General features: G+C 52.6%; 17 protein-coding genes. 2 read left to right on the forward strand and 15 right to left on the reverse strand.

Features of this window, described 5'->3' with window-relative positions; translation table 11 throughout:
• Positions 1 to 66 precede the first annotated feature (66 nt).
• The 9 genes from H581_RS0125280 to H581_RS0125325 form a co-directional block, all read right to left on the reverse strand.
• Entirely contained in the window at positions 67 to 1,506 is a 1,440-nt protein-coding gene (locus tag H581_RS0125280; RefSeq protein ID WP_028612426.1) for an extracellular solute-binding protein, read from the reverse strand.
• A gap of 16 nt (positions 1,507 to 1,522) precedes the next feature.
• Positions 1,523 to 2,542, reverse strand: coding sequence for a LacI family DNA-binding transcriptional regulator (locus tag H581_RS0125285; protein WP_028612427.1), 1,020 nt, complete (start codon positions 2,540 to 2,542; stop codon positions 1,523 to 1,525).
• A 582-nt stretch (positions 2,543 to 3,124) separates the two neighbouring features.
• Positions 3,125 to 3,979 (reverse strand): MetQ/NlpA family ABC transporter substrate-binding protein, encoded by an 855-nt coding sequence (locus tag H581_RS0125295; RefSeq protein WP_028612428.1) that lies wholly within the window; start codon positions 3,977 to 3,979, stop codon positions 3,125 to 3,127.
• A 53-nt stretch (positions 3,980 to 4,032) separates the two neighbouring features.
• Entirely contained in the window at positions 4,033 to 4,692 is a 660-nt protein-coding gene (locus tag H581_RS0125300) for a methionine ABC transporter permease (protein ID WP_028612429.1), read from the reverse strand.
• Positions 4,692 to 5,693, reverse strand: a complete 1,002-nt coding sequence (locus tag H581_RS0125305) for a methionine ABC transporter ATP-binding protein (protein ID WP_028612430.1) — start codon at positions 5,691 to 5,693, stop codon at positions 4,692 to 4,694. The genes H581_RS0125300 and H581_RS0125305 overlap by 1 nt, the downstream gene beginning before the upstream one ends.
• A 1,484-nt stretch (positions 5,694 to 7,177) precedes the next feature.
• Positions 7,178 to 7,663 (reverse strand): thioredoxin-dependent thiol peroxidase, encoded by a 486-nt coding sequence (gene bcp, locus H581_RS0125310; protein WP_245600149.1) that lies wholly within the window; start codon positions 7,661 to 7,663, stop codon positions 7,178 to 7,180.
• 47 nt (positions 7,664 to 7,710) lie between these two features.
• On the reverse strand, positions 7,711 to 8,502 hold the full coding sequence (locus tag H581_RS0125315; protein ID WP_028612432.1) for an ABC transporter permease: 792 nt from the start codon (positions 8,500 to 8,502) through the stop codon (positions 7,711 to 7,713).
• 5 nt (positions 8,503 to 8,507) lie between these two features.
• Positions 8,508 to 9,302, reverse strand: coding sequence for an ABC transporter permease (locus H581_RS0125320; RefSeq protein ID WP_028612433.1), 795 nt, complete (start codon positions 9,300 to 9,302; stop codon positions 8,508 to 8,510).
• Positions 9,299 to 10,324, reverse strand: a complete 1,026-nt coding sequence (locus H581_RS0125325) for an ABC transporter ATP-binding protein (RefSeq protein WP_028612434.1) — start codon at positions 10,322 to 10,324, stop codon at positions 9,299 to 9,301. The genes H581_RS0125320 and H581_RS0125325 overlap by 4 nt, the downstream gene beginning before the upstream one ends.
• A 600-nt stretch (positions 10,325 to 10,924) precedes the next feature.
• Between H581_RS0125325 and H581_RS35365 the strand changes: the two genes are divergently transcribed.
• Positions 10,925 to 12,007: an LCP family protein gene (locus H581_RS35365; protein ID WP_036720062.1), complete on the forward strand. Its 1,083-nt coding sequence runs from the start codon at positions 10,925 to 10,927 to the stop codon at positions 12,005 to 12,007.
• 337 nt (positions 12,008 to 12,344) lie between these two features.
• Positions 12,345 to 13,670, forward strand: a complete 1,326-nt coding sequence (locus H581_RS0125335) for a glutamate-1-semialdehyde 2,1-aminomutase (protein ID WP_028612435.1) — start codon at positions 12,345 to 12,347, stop codon at positions 13,668 to 13,670.
• Between the two features lie 159 nt (positions 13,671 to 13,829).
• Here the strand turns inward: H581_RS0125335 and H581_RS0125340 are convergent, their stop codons facing one another.
• The 6 genes from H581_RS0125340 to H581_RS0125365 form a co-directional block, all read right to left on the reverse strand.
• Positions 13,830 to 14,993: a PQQ-dependent sugar dehydrogenase gene (locus tag H581_RS0125340; protein ID WP_028612436.1), complete on the reverse strand. Its 1,164-nt coding sequence runs from the start codon at positions 14,991 to 14,993 to the stop codon at positions 13,830 to 13,832.
• Positions 14,994 to 15,069: 76 nt separating this feature from the next.
• Positions 15,070 to 15,924, reverse strand: a complete 855-nt coding sequence (locus tag H581_RS0125345; protein WP_028612437.1) for an inositol monophosphatase family protein — start codon at positions 15,922 to 15,924, stop codon at positions 15,070 to 15,072.
• 110 nt (positions 15,925 to 16,034) lie between these two features.
• Positions 16,035 to 16,853 carry a sulfite exporter TauE/SafE family protein gene (locus H581_RS0125350; RefSeq protein WP_028612438.1) on the reverse strand — a complete coding sequence of 273 codons (819 nt, stop codon included), beginning with the start codon at positions 16,851 to 16,853 and terminating at the stop codon, positions 16,035 to 16,037.
• Positions 16,854 to 16,970: 117 nt separating this feature from the next.
• Complete coding sequence (locus H581_RS0125355; protein ID WP_028612439.1) at positions 16,971 to 17,252, reverse strand: hypothetical protein; 282 nt, start codon at positions 17,250 to 17,252, stop codon at positions 16,971 to 16,973.
• A gap of 3 nt (positions 17,253 to 17,255) precedes the next feature.
• Positions 17,256 to 17,573 (reverse strand): hypothetical protein, encoded by a 318-nt coding sequence (locus H581_RS0125360; protein WP_028612440.1) that lies wholly within the window; start codon positions 17,571 to 17,573, stop codon positions 17,256 to 17,258.
• 672 nt (positions 17,574 to 18,245) lie between these two features.
• Positions 18,246 to 19,364, reverse strand: coding sequence for a D-alanine--D-alanine ligase (locus H581_RS0125365; RefSeq protein ID WP_028612441.1), 1,119 nt, complete (start codon positions 19,362 to 19,364; stop codon positions 18,246 to 18,248).
• Between the last annotated feature and the right edge of the window lie 5 nt (positions 19,365 to 19,369).

A 19,369-nucleotide genomic window follows, 5' to 3' on the forward strand; every position in this document is an offset into this window, starting at 1 on the left:
GAAAGTCACCACCCATGTAAAAAAATAAAGGAGGAAGCGTTTAACCCTACTCCCTCCTCTTGTTCATTAGTCAATCAGCTTGCCGGCTTTCAACTCTTCGCGCATTTTCTTGACCGCTTCGGCTGCCGGCATTTCGCCCAATATCGCTTTGAAGGAATATTCATTGATGATTTTCTCCGCTTCGGACCAGTTCGGAGGCGTCAATTCCAAGGAAGCATATTGATTCACAAGGTCCTGGGCTGCCTGCACGCCCGGAAGCTTGCCGAACGGCGCTTCGACGTTGCTGTTGTACCAGAATGGCACGCCATGGTCGGAAGCATGCTCTTTGCCGGTTTGGGTCAGCGTATACTTGCCGTTATCCAGCGTATAATCGTTGTCTTTAATCCCTAAGCTGCCCAGCATAATGCCGTCTTGGGTGTGCCACCATTCGATAAATTCGAACGCTGTTTGCGGATGCTCCGCATTGACCGGAATAACCCATACGTCCGGATCTCCTCTCCGCAGCATATGGCTGCCGTTTGCGTCGGCGGCGCCCGGCAGCGCCTTAGCTTCGAATGCCGTATTCGCATCCTGTTCCATACGGGTGTTGTTCAGCATCCCTACCCAAGCATCCCAGTACGTAATCATGCCGACGCGGTCGGTCAGAAACAGGTTGCGCATTTTGCCGGTATCGTTCGTGGCAAAGTTCGGATCAAGGATCCCTTCCTTGTACAGCTTGTTAAGCCATTCATAGACCGGAACGGCTGCATCCGTCGAATACGGCACATCCAGCTTGCCGTCTGCCGTCTCTACGTATCTCTGCTTGAGACCTGCCGCGCTAAAGAAGCCTTGCACCTCGTACATTCCTGCCGTGCTAAGCCCGTAAGTGTCCTTGTTTCCGTTGCCGTCCGGATCCCGCTCGGTGAAAGCTTTCAGCACCGCGTAGTACTCGTCCAGCGTTGTCGGCTCTTCGAGATTCAGCTTGGTCAGCCAGTCCTTGCGGACGATCGGCATCGTTCCCCCTTGGTATTTGGTGAAAATGCCGTAGATCTGCCCGTCCTTCGTCTTGACCTGCTCCCATTCCGCCGCCGGAATAACGCTTGGGTCCGACAGGATTTTTGAGGCGTTCAATTGATCGGTTAGAGGAGTCAGGATCCCCTGATCGATAAAGGTATTCATTTTTTCTTTGCTGACCTGGAGCAGATCGAACTTTTGCCCGGATGCGACTGCGGCAAGAAGCTTCTGGTCATAATCGGAGGCCGGCTTGTCAATGGATACCTTTATGCCGGTTAATCGTTCAATTTCCTTTTCGAATAAGACATTCTCCTCTGGCGTTTTGCCGCCGACGACCCCTGTCATTATTTTCAAAGTACGTTCTTCGCTATTTGCCGGATCCTGCTGCGCAGGCGCGGCCGAGCCGCCATTTGCGGGGGGAACGTTCCCGCCATTCGCGGAACAGCCCGCCAGCATCCCGCCTAACAGTATTACGGACATCACCGAACCGAAAAGCTTTCTGCTTCTTAACAAGCCAATCACTCCTCATTTATGGATTACTTCGAAAACTGCATGATTCCCTGACGACCAGTTTCGCATCTATAATGACTTGCCGATTATCGCTCATGCCGCTCATCTTCTCGATCAACATATTGGCGGCTTCGGCTCCGAGCAAGTCCGCCGACAATTCCACGGACGTAAGCCTCGGATTCATGTTCTGCGCCAGAATGGCGTCATTGCTGAGCGCAATGACCGACAGCTCCTCCGGCACCTCGACGCCAAGATCCCTGGCGGCCCTCAGTACGCCAAGCGCAACACGGTCCGTATCGGCAATAACCGCCGTATAATTCAACTTCCTATAGGAATTCATAACGGATATATAACCGTAATCCGTTCCGTTAGCGAACAGCTTGCGGGTAAAATACATGACATGCTCTTCCCGCAACGACAGTCCGTAATGGCGGAAAACCTCCGATAATCCCAATTTCCGATCATAGGATACCGTCATATCGGAAGCCGAATTCAAAAACAAGACAGACCGGTGGCCGTTCCGAAGCAGATAGTCGCCTACTTGATAAGAAACATCCGTGTTGTTGTTGTCCACGCAGCTGATCGACTCGTCGAACGGATCCGGCCGGCCAACCAATACAAACGGGATGCCCATTTGACCGTAACGCCCGATGCGCGGGTCGTTCTTCCGAGGGTTCAGCAAAATGACGCCATCGACGGGATCTTGTGAGAACAGCCTAGGATCATCCTGCTCCGGCAAAGTGTCCAGCAGCACCCTGTATCCTTGCTTGGAGCATTCCATGATAACGCCGTTAATCAATTGGGATTCGAAGGCCGACATACAGCCGTCCGACGGCAGCGGCACCCTCAGACCGACGATCATGGTCTTCTTGATCGCGAGGCTTCTCGCTAAATGATTCGGATAATAACCCAGTTCTTTCGCTACATTCAGCACCCGTTCCGACACTTGTCGGCTAATGGGTCTTTTCTTGCTGAACACGCTGGATACGGTACCCTTGGATACCCCCGCCTGCCTGGCAACATCATCTATGGTAGCCACTTATGAATGGATTCCCCCTCGCCCGATAAACTTGAACCCGGTCCTGATCTCTCAGCGCTTACGATGCGCGTTGTCGAATCGTTAAACCGGTTTAATGACCTTACGCTGTCATTATATAAAACGATCCATTTATAAACTGCAGTTTTTTGTTAAATGAATGATAAGATCTGGTAAATGCGCATTTTGGCATTCTATATATGTTGTACCGCGACTCGAGTGGAGAGATATGGCTAACACATGCCACTTGATTCGTTTAACGGCCGCCACATACGTTATTTGTGCAATATCGGCCATTTTAAAAATGTAACGGAGCTGACAGACGCTATTTCCCAATTTCAGCTCATTTTCGGGCTGAAAATCTTCGAATAAGGTCTGTAGCGGCCGTTACAATTATGAACCGTGCTTTTTTAGCAAATAAGGGCTCAGATAACCGTTAGAGTGAGAATGTTTAAAATCATTCCTCATGCTGCCTGGTGTACGGCAATTCATTTGTTCAACTTATATAGTTCAAACATGACTGCTGTTAAAAGATAACAAAAAAACGCCCCCGCCTTCCGGCAGGGACGCTCCAGCTTACTATTCTTAAAACGCGGCGACAATCGCGCCTTTGTACTCTTCTTCAATAAACAATTTCACTTCAGGCGAGCGGAGCGCAGCTGCAAGCTTCTGCATCGCTTCGGAATCCTTGTTGTCCGGGCGGGACACGAGGATGTTCACGTACGGGGAGTCGCTGCCCTCGATAAACAAAGCGTCCGTTGTAGGTACAAGACCGGCTTCCAGCGCGTAGTTGGTGTTGATGAGCGCCAGGTCAACCTCGTCCAATACGCGCGGCAATGTCGCCGCCTCGACTTCCGTGATGTCAAGCTTCTTCGGATTGTCGGCGATGTCGGCTACGGTGCCGTTAACGCCGACGCCTTCCTTCAGCGTAAGCAGATCATTCTCCGCCATCAGAGCAAGCGCGCGTCCGCCGTTCGACGGATCGTTCGGGATGACAACCTTCGCGCCTTCCTTCAGGTCTTCGATCTTCGTGATTTTTTTCGAATATGCGCCAAACGGCTCGATGTGGACGCCGGCAACATTCACGAGGTCGTAACCTTTATCTGAGTTGAACTGGTCCAGGTACGGCGTATGCTGGAAAAAGTTCGCGTCGATTTGTTTCTCATACAGCTGCGTATTCGGTTGAACGTAATCATTGAATTCGATAATTTCCAGGTTAACGCCCTGTTCCTTCAGCATCGGCTTCACATATTCCAGAATCTTCGCATGAGGCACCGGCGATGCGCCGACCTTCAGGGTTACCTCTTCAGGAGTTTCTTCCCCCGCTCCTTGGTTCACGGCCGCGCCGTTATTGTTGTTCTCAGGCGCTTTCTCTTGCCCGCATGCCGCTAACGCGAACATCAGCATAATCGTTACGATTGCATAGCTTGTCTTCTTCATGTTTCATTCCTCCAGATCTGTTATTGCACTCTAAGCTGAAAATATATAAAAGCTTATTTCCTGCTGAAACGCCTTACTAATACATCTCCAATGGTCTGCAGCACCTGAACCAGCACGATGAGCAGCACAACGGTCACGAGCATGACATCGGTCTGGAACCGCTGGTAGCCGTAGCGAAGCGCGAGGTCGCCAAGACCCCCGCCGCCGATAACGCCGGACATTGCCGTGTAGGAGACCAGCGTTACTGCCGTAATGGTCACCGCCGCAAGCAGGCCGGGACTGGACTCGCGCAGCAGAACGCGGCGCACGATGTCCCACTTGGAAGCGCCCATCGCCTGCGCGGCTTCAATGACGCCGCGATCCACTTCGCGCAGCGACGTCTCCACCAGCCTGGCGAAGAACGGAGTGGCCGCCACGACGAGCGGCGGAATGGAGCCTTCGACGCCGAGCGTCGTTCCCGTAATGATTTTCGTCACCGGCATAATCATAATCATGAGTATAACAAACGGCACCGATCGCAGCACGTTAACAATGAACGACAGAACACCGTAGACGAACGGCTGCTCCAGCAGCTGCCTGCGGGACGTAAGAAATAAAATAATGCCAAGCGCCAGCCCGAGTATAATCGTAAATAACAGCGAAGCCGCCATCATGTACAACGTGTCCTTCGAGGCTTCCCAGATCTCCGGCCACCGGACGTTTTCAAAGCTCATCATACCGCATCCACCTCCAGCCCCTCTTCGCGCAACACGACGATGACGCGCTCTATCTCCGTATCGCTGCCGATCAGCTCGACAATCAGCTGACCGTAAGGCGTCTGCTTCATGCGGGACACCGTTCCCTGCAAAATCGCGAACTGAACGGAGGTTGGTTTAACCGCGTTATAAAGAATCGGCTCATAGGTCAAATCGCCGATATAGGTCATGCGCAGCAGCCGGCCCTTGCGCTCCCGCAGCAGTTGTCCGTTCGCGCCGCTGTCGGCCACCTGATCGACAAAATCGCGGGTAACCGGATGCTCCGGCTTCAAGAAAACATGAAGCACGTCTCCCATCTCCACGATCTCGCCACCGTCAATAACGGCGACGCGGTCGCAAATCGAGCGGATAACGTTCATTTCATGCGTAATGAGCAATATGGTAATGCCGAGCTTGGCGTTAATATCAAGCAATAAGGACAAAATCGAGTTCGTCGTTTGCGGATCGAGCGCCGATGTCGCTTCGTCGCACAGCAGCACGTCGGGATTGTTCGCAAGCGCCCTGGCTATGCCAACGCGCTGCTTCTGGCCGCCTGACAGCTGCGACGGGTATTTACCCGCGTGCTGCTCCAACTGCACAAGCCTCAGCAGCTCGTCCACCCGCTTGTTGACTTCCGCCTTCGACAGCTTCGCCAGCGCAAGCGGAAACGCGATATTATCACGGACCGTCGACATCGACAGCAGATTGAAATGCTGAAAAATCATCCCGATCCGTCTGCGCTGCTGCTGCAGCTGCCGCTCTGACAAGCCCGTCAGCTCCACGTCCCCCACCGTTACCGTTCCGGAAGTGGGCTTCTCGAGCAGATTGACGCAGCGGAGCAGCGTGCTTTTCCCCGCGCCCGAATGGCCGATAATGCCGAATATTTCACCTTTATGAACCGTTAAGCTGACGTCACGCACGGCTTCTACCGAAACCGCACCGACGCGGTACGATTTTCTGATGTTATGCAGCTTGATCAGTTGAATACCCTCCTATCGGACAAACAAAACCAAATTATATAGCTGCGCCCGGATGATGTCAATGATCTTTGTTACGCCACTCGAAGCCGTTTATTCTTCGTGTAAGAAATGAACTGCTGTTATTGTTTCCTGCGACCATTATTTTACTCTTCATCCTGCGCCCGGAATGACCATGCATAAGCAGAAACGTCAATCGTCATCGTTCAGTGGAGACGCAGACAGTTTAGCGGTGGAACTTAAACAAATAAGTTACTAGTAGATCGTATCTGAAATAACGCAAGTGTTCGACCAAACTGTAACAGGGCCGCATGTGGTCGACCGCCGTCATGCAACGCCACACCGCGCGCTGGGAGCTGCGCGCGGTGCGGTGCGAAGAGGATATTAGGGACGCTAATTCAATGAAAACCACGGATATTGAAATCTAACGGACGTGAGGAGGCTGTCGATTAAATGTGGACATATCCCTTAACGGGTTAACGTCAATGCTAACGGTCGCCACAGAGGCTAAACGCGCAAAAAAGCGATGTTCAAAATCGTAACGGTTGCCACAGTGCCTAATGATGCGAAATGCTCCTATAATCAATTGAATCACGATAATAGCCGCGCTCACAACCGTTAGAATCTGAGTGGGCGCCAAATAAGCCAAATAACCTCTGCAGCAACCGTTAGAGCGGGCAACGGCGGTGGAATGCAGCAAGTTTTAAAACCCCACATTTAATCGACAGTCTCGTGAGGGATGTTATTTCCGTTATATCAAAAGGAATATGAAAAAAATCGGCCCCATAAGGCTTCACATTTCCGTTAGATTTTCCAAATGCCTCATTTGGGGATGATAACGCCTCTGACGACCGTTAAACCGTTAGTCCCGAGATCTGCGGAGCAAAACGCGGGCTATCCGATTCATCCTGTAAGAATACGATTTCTGGAACATTCTACTAGTTCTTAGCTTCAACGATAACCGCATCCAGCCGCTCGGCCGGAAACGCTCCTCTTGGTCTATCATGGATTCCGTCCAGGATTAAAGCCGCCTATCACCAAAATCAGGAGCTAAACTGGAAATCATCCATTATTATCGATTTCAAACGCCTCAATCTGGCCTGATACCTGCTATATCACTGGATCAAATTCAGGATAGGATGACAGATCGGAGAAATGCATCCCTATTGCTGGATGGAATCCAATATAGCCGGACCGCTCCGCGCCAAAGCTGTTAATGATGGCTGACTGCCGAAATAGAGGTGGCTGCGACGGCACTCCATTTTGATCGCTACCGGCAGGATCGTCCATGTTAAGGCATTACTCCGTAATGCTCAGTATACGCCGCTCTGCCGAGCTGCAAAATGACAAGCAGCGATGCATCAACCATAAGGCGCCAATCAGTTGGCCATTAGCTGTTGGCTCTTGGCTCTTGGCTCTTGGCTCTTGGCTCTTGGCTCTTGGCATCCCCGGTTGGCGGAGTTGACAACTGCCAACCGTCTCCCCCTTTACCTCTGAAGCCCCTTCACAGCTTCCAGCACTTCTCCGGTATGTCCTTTTACCCTCACCTTGCGCCACTCCCGGACAAGCTTGCCTGCGGCATCAATGAGGAAGGTCGATCGGACGATCCCCATATACTCCCTGCCGTACAGCTTCTTCAGCTGCCATACGCCATAAAGCTCGCACACGGCGTGCCCGGTATCGGCCAGCAGCAGAAACGGAAGTTCATATTTCTCGATGAAACGCAAATGCGTCTTGACCGGATCGATGCTTATTCCGATGATCACGGTGTTCAGCTCCTGCATGTCCGCGTTCGCGTCGCGGAAGTCGCAGGATTGCTGCGTGCACGTCGCGGTCAGGTCCTTCGGATAAAAATAGATGACGACATTCCGCCCTCGAAAATCGCTAAGCCGGACGTTCTCGCCGCTTGATCCCGGCAATTCAAAATCCGGCGCCGGCTTGCCGATCTTCGCCTTCATTTTTATCTTCGCCATGCCTCCACCTCCGTTCTCTTCCGACTCTCTATGTTGCGATAAAAGCTCTAGGATCCCGCTCCGTGGTATCTCTTCACGCCATGATTCCACAGCAGCAGCCCCAGCGTGAAAACAACGATACCCATGACCGGCGTCATTAGCGCCAGCTGCGACAGGTCATCCGCCTTCTTCTCCAGGAAATAAGAAGCCGGGATTACGCCGACAAACGCGAAGGGCAGCAGCCAGGTCAGCATGAAACGAATAACCTTGTTATAGATGTTCACCGGATAACGGCCGTAGTTCTGGATATTGTACATCAGCGGCACGATCCCGGTCGGCGCGTCCGAATAAAAGGAGATCGCGCTAAGCGCCGTGTACAGTCCGGCATAAATAAACACGGCCCCAAGCACGAGCAGCGCTAATATGAGCACGTCCCAAATCTGGAAGGGCAGATCCAGCTGCGTCCAGCAAATTGCCATAATAACGGCTCCGACGAACGAGCCGATGAGCGACGGGGGATCTACATTTTCGAGAAGCACCTGGTACAGGCTGTGCGCCGGCCTCGTCAGCACCCGGTCCATCTCTCCCTTCACGATGTAACGTTCGCTGAAATTCCAAATACCGAAGAAGGTGCTGAATATGCCGAACGGAATCATGAAGAAGCCGTATACGAATACAACCTCCGCCTCCGACCAGCCGCCGAGCGACGGGGTATGCTGGAACACGATCAGAATAAAAATCAGGTTCATCCCCTGAAACAGAAGATCGGACAGAACCTCGATCCAGAAATCCGCCCGGTACGTGAGCCTCGTCTTGGCGTAGTTCTTCAAATATTCCCAAAATAACGATAAGTATCTCATTTTCATTACCCCCCTTGCACGAACAGCCGCTTGCGGGCGGCGCGCCATGTCAACCAGATTGGCACCAGCAGGCCGGCGAACCAGATAACCTGCAGGCCGAATACGGGAAGCGCTTCGCTGCCGGGCGTCCGCCCCGTAAATACGGAGCTGGGCAAATAGGTGATCGCCTGGAACGGCAGCCACTGCATAATCGCGGACAGCCAGCCCGGGAAGAAGGCGATCGGCACGACGACGCCCGAGAACAGGTCGACCATGACGCGCTTCATGCGCATCATGCCCTCGTTATTTTCGACAAAAAATGCGAATAGGCCGGTTAAAATATTAATCTGCGAGTTGATCAGGAAGCTGAAGAACAGCATGATCAGATACGTCAACCACGTTATCGGATCCTTTGGCAGCGTAACCGGGAAGATCAGGCATACCACGATCATCCCCGGCACCATGAACAGCAGCATGCGGAACAAGCCTTCGCCGAACCCCTGCATCATTTTTACAAGCAAATACGAATAAGGTCTAATAAGCTGCACCGCTACGCTGCCGTCGCGAATTTCATTCGCAATCTCCCGGTCCAGGTTGTTGAAGTAAAACGCGCGTGCCATCCAGGATACGGCGACGTAGGTGGTCATCTGATTCACCGTAAAGCCGGCGAGCGTCTCCTGGTCGCCATAGATCGCCTGCCACAGGAAGTAGTAAGCGCCAATGTTAATGGCATAAATAATAATCCCGCTGTAATAGTTAACCCGGTAAGCGAGCATCATGAGAAACCGGATGCGGATAAAATCGATGTACGCGCTCATCATGACATTACGGTCTCCTTGCCGGCCGCAGCCGATCCGGATTGATAGATGCCGCGGACAATGTCGTCGGTATTCGTTTCGAAAATTTTAATGTCGCGAATTTCCGTCCCGCCTACGACGCGGGCGAGCGCGTCCGAAACGCTGACGGCGTGCGGCAGCCACATTTTGGCCGTAACCTCGTTCTCCAGCGTCCAGGTTACCTCTAACGGATCCGTCAGCTGCTTCAGCTTCTCAAGCGGCGTATGCGCAGCGAATTGGAACTGAATCTCGCGCCCCTTGCTCCACCTGTTCTTCAGCTCGTCCAATCCGCCGTCATAGATGATACGTCCGTCGTCGAGCATAATAACGCGCGAGCAAAGCGCCTCAATATCCTGCAAATCATGCGTCGTCAGAAGGATCGTCGTCCCCTGCTCTTTGTTCATCTGCATAAGGAAGTCGCGAATTTCCGTCTTGACCACGATATCGAGTCCGATCGTCGGCTCATCGAGAAACAGGATCGACGGATTATGGAGCAGCGAAGCAACGAGCTCGCAGCGCATCCGCTGGCCGAGGCTCAGCTTGCGTACTGGACGGTTTAACAGCTCGCCCAGCTGGAGACGCTCAACGAGCACGTCCAGCCTTTTGCGGAAATCCTGTTCGGAAACCCGGTACACCTTGCGGAGCAGCTGGAATGATTCAATGACGCCGATGTCCCACCACAGCTGGGAACGCTGGCCGAATACGACGCCGATGCCGTTCACGAATTTCTCGCGGTCTTTATAAGGAATAAAGCCGTTGACCCGAATGTCGCCCGAGGTCGGAACGAGAATGCCGGTCAGCATTTTGATCGTCGTCGATTTCCCCGCCCCGTTCTCGCCGATATAGCCGCAAATTTCGCCTTGCGGAATTTGGAATGAAATATCTTTGACCGCCGTAACCTCGTTATACTCGCGCTTAAATAAATCCTTGAGCGCTCCGGATAAGCCTTCGCGGTTTTTTTGTACATTGAATTTCTTGCGTAGATCCTTCACATCAATAGCCAGCATCTGATTGTTCCAGCTCCTTTCGCTTCGACATTTCCTAGGAAATAGCGATCTATTTTTATCTAAAACGATAAAACTTGCGTCCGCATGTCGTTCAGCTTTATAATTTTATGATATGTAATCATACATTAGTTCACGCTTAGCGTAAACGGCTGAATCAAGATCTTAATGAATGCTTTATTTTCGCATAATGAATGGACCGATGCTTATCCGGCATCATCTTCCCTTTTGACGAGGCGCAAGCGACTGACGTTTTGCCCGAATCGTGATCTGCGCTTTCGTGCAGTCCGTTCCTTGCCGTCCTTTGGGAAAGCTCGTATCCAAGCTTAATCGGCTGTCTGGCGGCAAAAGCTCGTTTCGCGGAGAAATTATAGAGAAAGTATGGCGAATTGATATACTTTCCTATATTTCAAGCAGAAACGCCTATCGGCGTCCTTGTCTGAGGACGCAACCGTTTCGCGGTGACATATAAGCCCATTTATTAGTGCTAAACTTATAAAGTCTTATATTTTCAACAAAACACATGACTTATATAAAAGTGCAATGCATTCATTGTCTATTTAAAATGATCTAACAGCCATCGAAAGGAGCACTTCTAACGAAATGCGCAAACAGACGAATAAGAAAAAAAGATGGAAATGGTTTTTTGTTAGCCTCTCGGTCATTCTCGGCGCGGCTCTCGCGTTCGCGATTTATTGGAGCGTAGGGGTATATAATGCTTTAGACAATTTCAGCGATCCGAAAGTAACGGATACGGCTGTCGAAAATCCGGAGGCTACGCCTGTTCCTGTCCCTAAATGGGAAGGCAAGGAACGGGTGAACATTCTGCTGCTCGGCGGCGATGCCCGCGGTCTGGATGAAGGTCAGGCTGCCCGATCCGACTCCATATTAGTCGCCTCCTTCGATCCGGTGACCAAGAAGGCGCATCTGTTCTCCGTGCTCCGCGACACTTATGTCGACATTGAAGGGCATGGGCGAGGCCGCATTAACTCCGCATTGACGCTTGGCGGATACCCGCTTGTCATGCAGACCGTAGGCGATCTGCTTGGACTTGATATTCAATACTATGTGTATACCGATTTTGAAGGCTTCAAGGCGCTTATCGACACGATTGGCGGCATCTACTTCGATGTCGAGAAGGACATGCATTACACCGATAATGCGGACGGCAACCGGTACGATATCGATCTGGAGAAGGGCTATCAACTGCTCGACGGCGACAAAGCGCTGCAATATGTGCGCTTTCGTCATGACGCCATGAGCGATTTCACCCGTACCGAGCGGCAACGCAACTTCCTGCAGGCTGTAGCCAAGGAGCTGCAGTCGACATGGAACATCATCCGGATGAAAAAAATACTCGAAAGCGTCGAGCCGTACGTCGAAATGAACATTAGCGTAAGCGACATGCTGAAGCTTGGCCAGCTTGGCGTAGAAAGCCACGTCGCGAGCACGACGCAAATACCGCCGATGGAATTGATCTCCGATGAGAAAGTCGGAGGCGCCTCCGTAATTGCCATCAGCGATGAAGAAGAGCTTCGCGCTTATGTCGAGCTCACGCTGCAGCAGGACGATACCGTCCCGGACCCTGCCGAAAGCAGCATGCCTGGCGACGGTACGGGCGACGAATCGGTAAGCGGCTCCTCGTCATCTTCATCGTCGTCGTCAGACAGCAGTACGCGGCAGTAACCCATAATACACGCAGGCAGCCCTCACTGCTTGCGTGTATTTTATTCATGAGACACGGCAAGCCCCAAGGCAGCTTAACTGGATTTCTTCCCCTTATTTCACTGCAATCCGGCGATTTGAGCGAATTTAGCGGAAATTATACATCTATTGCGTCAGATATCGGTGTTTGGCAACAATATCCCCAAAATAACTGCAAGGATTCCGTCTATTTCTTCGTAAATCTTATAAATCAAGATATTAACGACATGAAATCCTGTTATTTTAAAGGATATCCGCCTTTCGAGTCCAGCCTATCCCGCCACGGTTCATTTACATATCAATTGGAGGTTACCATCCTATGACCATGCAACGAAATCAATCCGAAAAGCTTTATGAAGAAGCGCTGCAGCATATCGTCGGCGGCGTCAACAGCCCGTCCCGCTCGTACAAAGCGGTAGGCGGAGGAGCGCCGGTCTTCATGAAGCGCGCCGAAGGCGCTTATTTCTGGGACGTTGACGATAACCGCTACATCGACTATCTTGCCGCCTACGGACCGATTATTACGGGACATGCCCACCCGCATATTACCGATGCCATCGTTCGCGCCGCGCAGAACGGCACGCTGTACGGCACGCCGACGGAGCTCGAGATCACGCTTGCCCGCATGCTCAAGCAGGCGATCCCCTCGCTCGACAAAGTCCGTTTCGTCAACTCCGGCACCGAAGCGGTCATGACGACCATTCGCGTCGCGCGCGCCTATACGAAGCGGACCAAAATCATTAAGTTCGCCGGCTGCTACCACGGCCATTCCGATCTCGTACTCGTCGCGGCAGGCTCCGGTCCGTCCACGCTTGGCATTCCCGACAGCGCAGGCGTTCCGGCCAGCATCGCGAATGAGGTCATTACCGTCCCCTTCAATGACCTGACTTCCTTAGAGGCCGCTTTGGAGCGCTGGGGCGACGATACAGCCGCCGTAATGGTCGAGCCGATCGTTGGCAACTTCGGTATGGTCATGCCGCATGAGGGCTTCCTGGAAGGTCTCTGCAAGCTTGCCCGCCAGGCCGAAGCGCTCGTTATTTACGACGAGGTCATCAGCGCCTTCCGCTTCCACTACGGCGCGGCGCAGACGTATGCCGCTTTCCCGGACCATGAGGCGATCGAGCCCGACCTTACGGCGCTTGGCAAAATCATTGGCGGCGGCCTTCCGATCGGCGCTTACGGCGGACGCCGCGCCATCATGGAGCAGGTCGCTCCGCTCGGACCCGCTTACCAGGCGGGCACGATGGCCGGCAATCCGGCATCGATCAGCGCAGGCATCGCCTGCCTCGAGCTGCTGCAGGAGCCCGGTATCTACGGCCGAATGGACGCGCTCGCCGCCAAGCTCGCTGCGGGCCTTAAAGCCGCGGCTGAGCGGAACGGCATTCCGCTTACGATCAATCAAATCCGCGGCTCGTTCTCGGCCCACTTCTGCGATTATCCGATCACGAACTACGATGAGGCGCAGAATACCGACGGGGAAATTTTCGGCCGCTTTTTCAAGCTGATGCTCGAACAAGGGATCAATCTCGCCCCTTCCAAATACGAGGCCTGGTTCATGACGACGGCGCATACCGAAGCCGATATCGACGCAACGATTCATGCCGCTAACTATGCATTCGCGCAGCTAGGCTCCAATCGGTCATAAGGGAGACGGCGCTGCCGGCTTATCTGCAGCCTTCTGACTCTCATAAAGAACAGCCCATCGCATATGCACTCCTAAAAGAGGCGCGGTGAGCTGTTTCTTATGATGAATGTAACATTCCGCAGAATTGTCGGGCAGACGCCAAGCTCGTTCCGGGAACGGTCATCCATTTAAAACAAGCAGCCGGTCGTCATTCTCGGCGGGAATGCCGCGACCGTCGGTATTGTTCGTAATGACGTATATTTTTCCGTCTTTTATTTTTACATCGCGCAGCCTGCCTTCGCCCTCGAACACAACCGACAATTCATCGGCAGCCGGGTCATAACGATAGAGCGCGCTGCCCAACAAGGTCGCGATCAGCAGTCGATTGTTATCGTCTATCGTCATGCCCGACGGCGCAATAGCCTTCTCCCCCGTATGATAGATCGGCGTAATCATGCCGGCCTTCTCCGCATCGCCGTAAATATCCGGCCAGCCGTAGTTGCCTCCGGGCTTAATGATATTGATCTCGTCATGCCCGCCCGGCGTTCCCGACGGTCCATGCTCCGTATTGTACATGACCCCCTCGCTATCCCAGTCCAGCCCTTGCGGATTGCGATGGCCGTAGGAGTATACGTAGGAATCAGGGAACGGATTATCGGAAGGTACCTTGCCGTCCAACGTCATCCGTAATATCTTACCGGCCAAACTATTAAGGTCCTGCGCAAGCTCACCCTGCTGGGCATCGCCCGTCGTCACATACAGCTGATTATCCGGACCAATCGCCATTCGTCCGCCGTCATGGTTGGCCGCTCCCGGTATCCCTTCGAGCAGGGCTTGCACCTCGTCCCATTGGTTGCCGTTCTGCTTCAGGAGCACGACCCGATTCAAGATTTTGCCGTTCTCCCGGTAGGTATGATAGGCATAAGCGTTCCGGGACTGCGCGAAATCCGGCGCCAATAGGAAGCCCAGAAACCCTCCTTCTCCTCGGCCATGGACAGGCTTGGCCAAATGAACGCTCTGGCGGGTTGTTTCTCCGTTAACGACCTTCACGACGCCCCCTTCCCGCTCGCTGGTATAGATCGTATCGCCGTCAAACTCAATGACCCAAGGCACGCGCAGCCGCTCGGCCAGCACCTCATAAGCCGCCTCGGTTTCCGCCGTCTCCGCGGGCTCCGTCGTTTCGCTGTTCCCGGCCGTCCCGGACGGCGGGTTCGACGTCGCATTCGACGGGGAATTCACGGCGGGCGCTGTCACCGAGGGCTCGTTCTGCTCGCACGCCGTCATCGCACCTATCCAAACGGTCAGCATGAGAACGGCAGCCGCCTTTTTTGAACCTTTCAACATCTATTAATCCTCCCGTCTTCATAAAAAATAAAAGGACAACGCGCCTGTCTGCAACGCGGCCGCTGTCCTCTGTTCGTTATTTATCGGCTTGCGCCTCGGCAAGCGCCGTAATCAGCTCTTGTTGAATAAGTCCGTTCGACGCTACGACGTTGCGCACGCCTAATTGGTAAGGATTTCCGTTCGTATCGCTTACAACGCCGCCGGACTCCTCTACGAGCAAAGAACCTGCCGCCAAATCCCAGCTGTTCAGCCCGATCTCCCAGAAGCCGCTTAAACGTCCGGCAGCGACATAAGCCATATGCATGGCGGCGGAGCCGGCGATCCGAAGATTGCGAACCTGCGGCGCAACCGCTTGAATTCCCTTCAGGTTTACCGGGAGCGCATACTCGTGATCAGCGGGAAAGCCTGTCGCAACCAAACTTCCACGCAGCGTCTCCTCCCTTGACACATGCATTCTTTTACCGTGCACATAAGCCCCTTTGCCTCTCTCAGCGACGAACAGCTCATCCTTCATCGGGTCGTAGACGACCCCCACAATAACTGCGCCGTTATGCGCCAGCGCGATAGACACGCAGAAAAAAGGGAAACCGTGCACGAAATTCGTCGTCCCGTCGATCGGATCGACAATCCAGAGATATTCCGCCTCGCGCGCATCCTCCAGCGCTTTGGCCGAAGCGGCGGGTCCCGGTTCTACGCCCTCTTCTCCAAGGAAGGAATGGTGGGGGAAATGGGTCATAATTAAATTGCGGATCAACCGCTCCGAGCCTTTATCGATTTCCGTGACAAGATCATGCGGGGAATACTTTATATCAAGGCTTGCGAAATTGCCAAGCTTCATCTTAATCCATTCTCCTGCTTTAGACGCGCAATTGATAGCGACGGCAGTAAAGCTTTTCCCGCCTACGACGGAAGCGTTATTCGGGTCATTCACGGTCTATCCCTCTTCCCTCTATGTATAATCACGAGCATGAACGCTCATGTTCTTTCTTGTTACGTATGACGTCCGGATGAAGTTTCGTTTGCCGCTTAAGTATCACATTATCAAAATGTTCCAAAGCCTTCAATGATTAATTGCACGGCGAGCAGCAATAACGTCACTCTCAGCAGCCATAGCAGACCTTTGCCGCTCATTCTGACCGCTATCGCAGCGCCCAGTTTACCGCCGATCCACGCCCCGGGAGCAAGCGCGAGAACGAGCAGCCAATTCGTGTCCCCGAGATAGGCGTGCATGCCGCTCCCAAGAATCGATGATAAAAAAATAACAAACATCGACGTTGCCGTTGCCATGTGAGGCGGAAACCGGAACAGCAGCACCATGAGCGGCACGAATAACGATCCGCCGCCAATTCCAAATAAACCGGAGATTAGTCCGACGCCAAATCCGATGGCAAGCGCCGGAACGATACCGTAGCTGAAGGTATGCACTTCGCCGGACGTATCCGTCATGGTCCGAACGATCGGCCATTCCTTCGTAAACGGTTTCATATAGTCCCGAGCAATTAAGAGAGCTGCCATCGCCAGCATAAATACGCCAAAAACAAGCTGAAACAGCCCGGCAGGAAATTGACCGGTCAGAGCAGAACCCAGCAAGGCCGCAGGTCCGCTTGTGATAAAAAACAACCAGCCGCTGCGAAAATCGACGATTTTGCGTTTGGCATACGACAACGTTGAGGCGAGCGCCGTTACGACCAGCACCGTCAAAGAAATGCCGACGGCTTCGGCGTGACCAATCACCTCTCCCGTAATGACGGGTCCAAGAAGCATAAGCACCGGAACGATAATGATTCCGCCGCCAAGGCCGACAATGCTGCCGAACATGGCGGCAATGACGCCGAGCAGCACGAGAAAAATCCATTCCATGAGCTTAATCACCTTTTCCACTTCAAGTCAGTCTGCAAGCATACAGGAACACCGCCAGGTCAACCCTGACGGTGTTGCTTTGCTATAAATCCTGTTTCATTATCGGTTGCCTTTAAATCACAGTGAAATATAAGCCCATTCATAAGTGTTAAACTCATACATTCTTATATTTTTAAAAAGAGGCGACAAGGCTGCGAACCGGCGGATAAACCGATCACCGGATTCTGGCTTGCCGCTATATTCTTCGCCAATATGTATACTGTACGTCATTGCCTCGATCCTCCGAATACCCGCTTCGCGGTCGGGAAGCCTCGAGAAATTTGTAATCGTCCTGGCTTTGGAGAGAAATACGTTCTCGCGCCTCAGGCTCTTTGCGGCAAAACCGAACCGGACGATCATTGGCTATGCCCGGTCTCCAAAAAACATTTCATACGCTAGCGCCGTTTGAACTCGCGCTTCTTCTTCCGTCAGTTTTCTGACGAGCTCCATCTCTACTTGCGTCACTTCTTCACCCTGAAAGTTAATTTCAGCAATAGAAGCTAAAATACGGACAATGGCGATCGCATCGTTAGCCGGCGTATAGGCAATGACCTTTTGGCCCGTCGGAAATACGCGAAAACCGCTCTTTACCATTTTGCCCCGGCCATACTCCAACAATTCATATAGCTCCTGCTCGGATTTGAATTTACAAACGGAATTAAATTCGGTTGCAAAACCCATTTATTTTCCCTCCTTCAGTGAAATTTTGCTTCAAAGGACATCCAAACCTTGAAAAGGCTTCTAGCCAAATCCTTCAAAGGATACATCCTAAACAACCTTCAAAGGCGTTTCGAACCCACCCAAACCCTCCCTTCCAAGGGAGGGCCCCAAGGGTTGCACCCTCTGGACACCCGCAATTGGACTAACGTAGGCTCCAATGAGACGGGTGTGAGCTGCTAGTGCTTAAGAACGCTTTCGTCCCTCTGGGACACGCTTCACTTTTGGCACGCTCGGGATACCTAGGCAACCTGTCTAAACTACCTGTCTAAACATCTGAATAACGTGGGCGTTACTGTGACGTGTATGAGCTGCTAGTGCTTATGAGCGCTTTCGTCCCTCTGGGAACGCTTTGTTTTGGTGCATTAATAATTAGTTACTTTCCTATTGTGGTTCTATCCTGGATTATTGCAGTAACTTTGGCCATTTAATGCACTTTAGGGAATCTATACTGTATTCAATCCAGTGAAAATACGTCTAATTGCTCCATACCCGGCTTTGGGCGCGAATTATTGGATGAAATCCAGAATAGCTTTGATTTTCGATGAAGAAAGGTCGCTATACTGGACAAACTCCATGATAGAGGAGTCCATCTGTCCTTTAGAGGGTTAGTTTGTAACAACCGTCAGCTGATTATTATACTGCCGATCCGCCGGTATAGTCTATACGCTGCTTCTCGGCGTGGCGGGATAACGCTAGGCTGATCAAGGCGTCGAGCAGCTCTTTATAGGGAATGCCGGTTTCCTTCCACATGAGCGGATACATGCTGAATGGAGTGAAGCCCGGCAATGTATTAACCTCGTTAATAAATAGCTGATTATCGTTTTTGCGAAGAAAGAAGTCGACGCGCGACAAGCCCGAGCCGTCGATCGATTGGAATGCGCGGACGGCCATCTCGCGGACGGCTTCCGTTACTTCCGGCGACAGCATAGCCGGTATTTGCATCGTGGACTTGCCGTCAATGTATTTGGCCTTATAGTCATAAAATTCGTTAGACGGGGCGATTTCGCCAGGTACGGACGCTTTGGCGTCATCGTTGCCGAGTACGCTGACCTCGATCTCGCGGGCATCGACGAATTCCTCGACGATGACCTTGCGGTCGAAGCGGAACGCGTAGTTGACGGCTTCGACAAGCTCTTCGCGGTTCTTGGCTTTGGATACGCCAACGCTTGAGCCTAGATTAGCCGGTTTGACAAAACACGGATAGCCCAGCGATACTTCGCATTCCATAATAAAGAAAGCCGAGTCCTTCTCCCACTGGGTGCGGTTGAAATAACGGAATATGCATTGCGGCAGGCCTTCCTGCGCGAATACCTTCTTCATCATAATCTTGTCCATCCCGACGGCAGAGGCGAGAACGCCTGCCCCGACGTATGGAATGTTAGCCATCTCAAATAAGCCCTGGATCGTTCCGTCCTCGCCGAACGTGCCGTGCAGCAGCGGAAACACGACATCAATGTTACGGTCCTCGCCGGACCCGCCGGCCGCTCCGCTCAAGCCCGCAAATAACGGAGCGAGCGCAAAGTCCGACTGTTCTGCCTCCCCCGACCCGTAACGAAGCTCCTCGACGCTTCCCGGTCGGGCATGAAGAACCTCACCTGTGTTCCATTGTCCCTGCTTCGTAATATAGAAAGGTTTGATCTCGTATTTGCTGTAATCAAATTCGCCCATGACGGCAAACGCCGTTTGCAGCGAAACCTCGTGCTCCCCCGATTTTCCCCCGTATACTAAACCAACTCGAACTCTGCTCCCCATGGCTA

The sequence above is a fragment of the Paenibacillus harenae DSM 16969 genome (assembly GCF_000422465.1).
In the GTDB taxonomy this organism is placed as follows: Bacteria; Bacillota; Bacilli; order Paenibacillales; family Paenibacillaceae; genus Pristimantibacillus; species Pristimantibacillus harenae.

Coding starts and splice junctions, on each gene's coding strand:
- H581_RS0125295 (WP_028612428.1), bottom strand. CDS start 3,979: ATGAAGAAGACAAGCTATGCAATCGTAACGATTATGCTGATGTTCGCG.
- H581_RS0125300 (WP_028612429.1), bottom strand. CDS start 4,692: ATGAGCTTTGAAAACGTCCGGTGGCCGGAGATCTGGGAAGCCTCGAAG.
- bcp (WP_245600149.1), bottom strand. CDS start 7,663: ATGGCGAAGATAAAAATGAAGGCGAAGATCGGCAAGCCGGCGCCGGAT.
- H581_RS0125315 (WP_028612432.1), bottom strand. CDS start 8,502: ATGAGATACTTATCGTTATTTTGGGAATATTTGAAGAACTACGCCAAG.
- H581_RS0125320 (WP_028612433.1), bottom strand. CDS start 9,302: ATGATGAGCGCGTACATCGATTTTATCCGCATCCGGTTTCTCATGATG.
- H581_RS0125325 (WP_028612434.1), bottom strand. CDS start 10,324: ATGCTGGCTATTGATGTGAAGGATCTACGCAAGAAATTCAATGTACAA.
- H581_RS35365 (WP_036720062.1), top strand. CDS start 10,925: ATGCGCAAACAGACGAATAAGAAAAAAAGATGGAAATGGTTTTTTGTT.
- H581_RS0125335 (WP_028612435.1), top strand. CDS start 12,345: ATGACCATGCAACGAAATCAATCCGAAAAGCTTTATGAAGAAGCGCTG.
- H581_RS0125340 (WP_028612436.1), bottom strand. CDS start 14,993: ATGTTGAAAGGTTCAAAAAAGGCGGCTGCCGTTCTCATGCTGACCGTT.
- H581_RS0125350 (WP_028612438.1), bottom strand. CDS start 16,853: ATGGAATGGATTTTTCTCGTGCTGCTCGGCGTCATTGCCGCCATGTTC.
- H581_RS0125355 (WP_028612439.1), bottom strand. CDS start 17,252: ATGATCGTCCGGTTCGGTTTTGCCGCAAAGAGCCTGAGGCGCGAGAAC.
- H581_RS0125360 (WP_028612440.1), bottom strand. CDS start 17,573: ATGGGTTTTGCAACCGAATTTAATTCCGTTTGTAAATTCAAATCCGAG.
- H581_RS0125365 (WP_028612441.1), bottom strand. CDS start 19,364: ATGGGGAGCAGAGTTCGAGTTGGTTTAGTATACGGGGGAAAATCGGGG.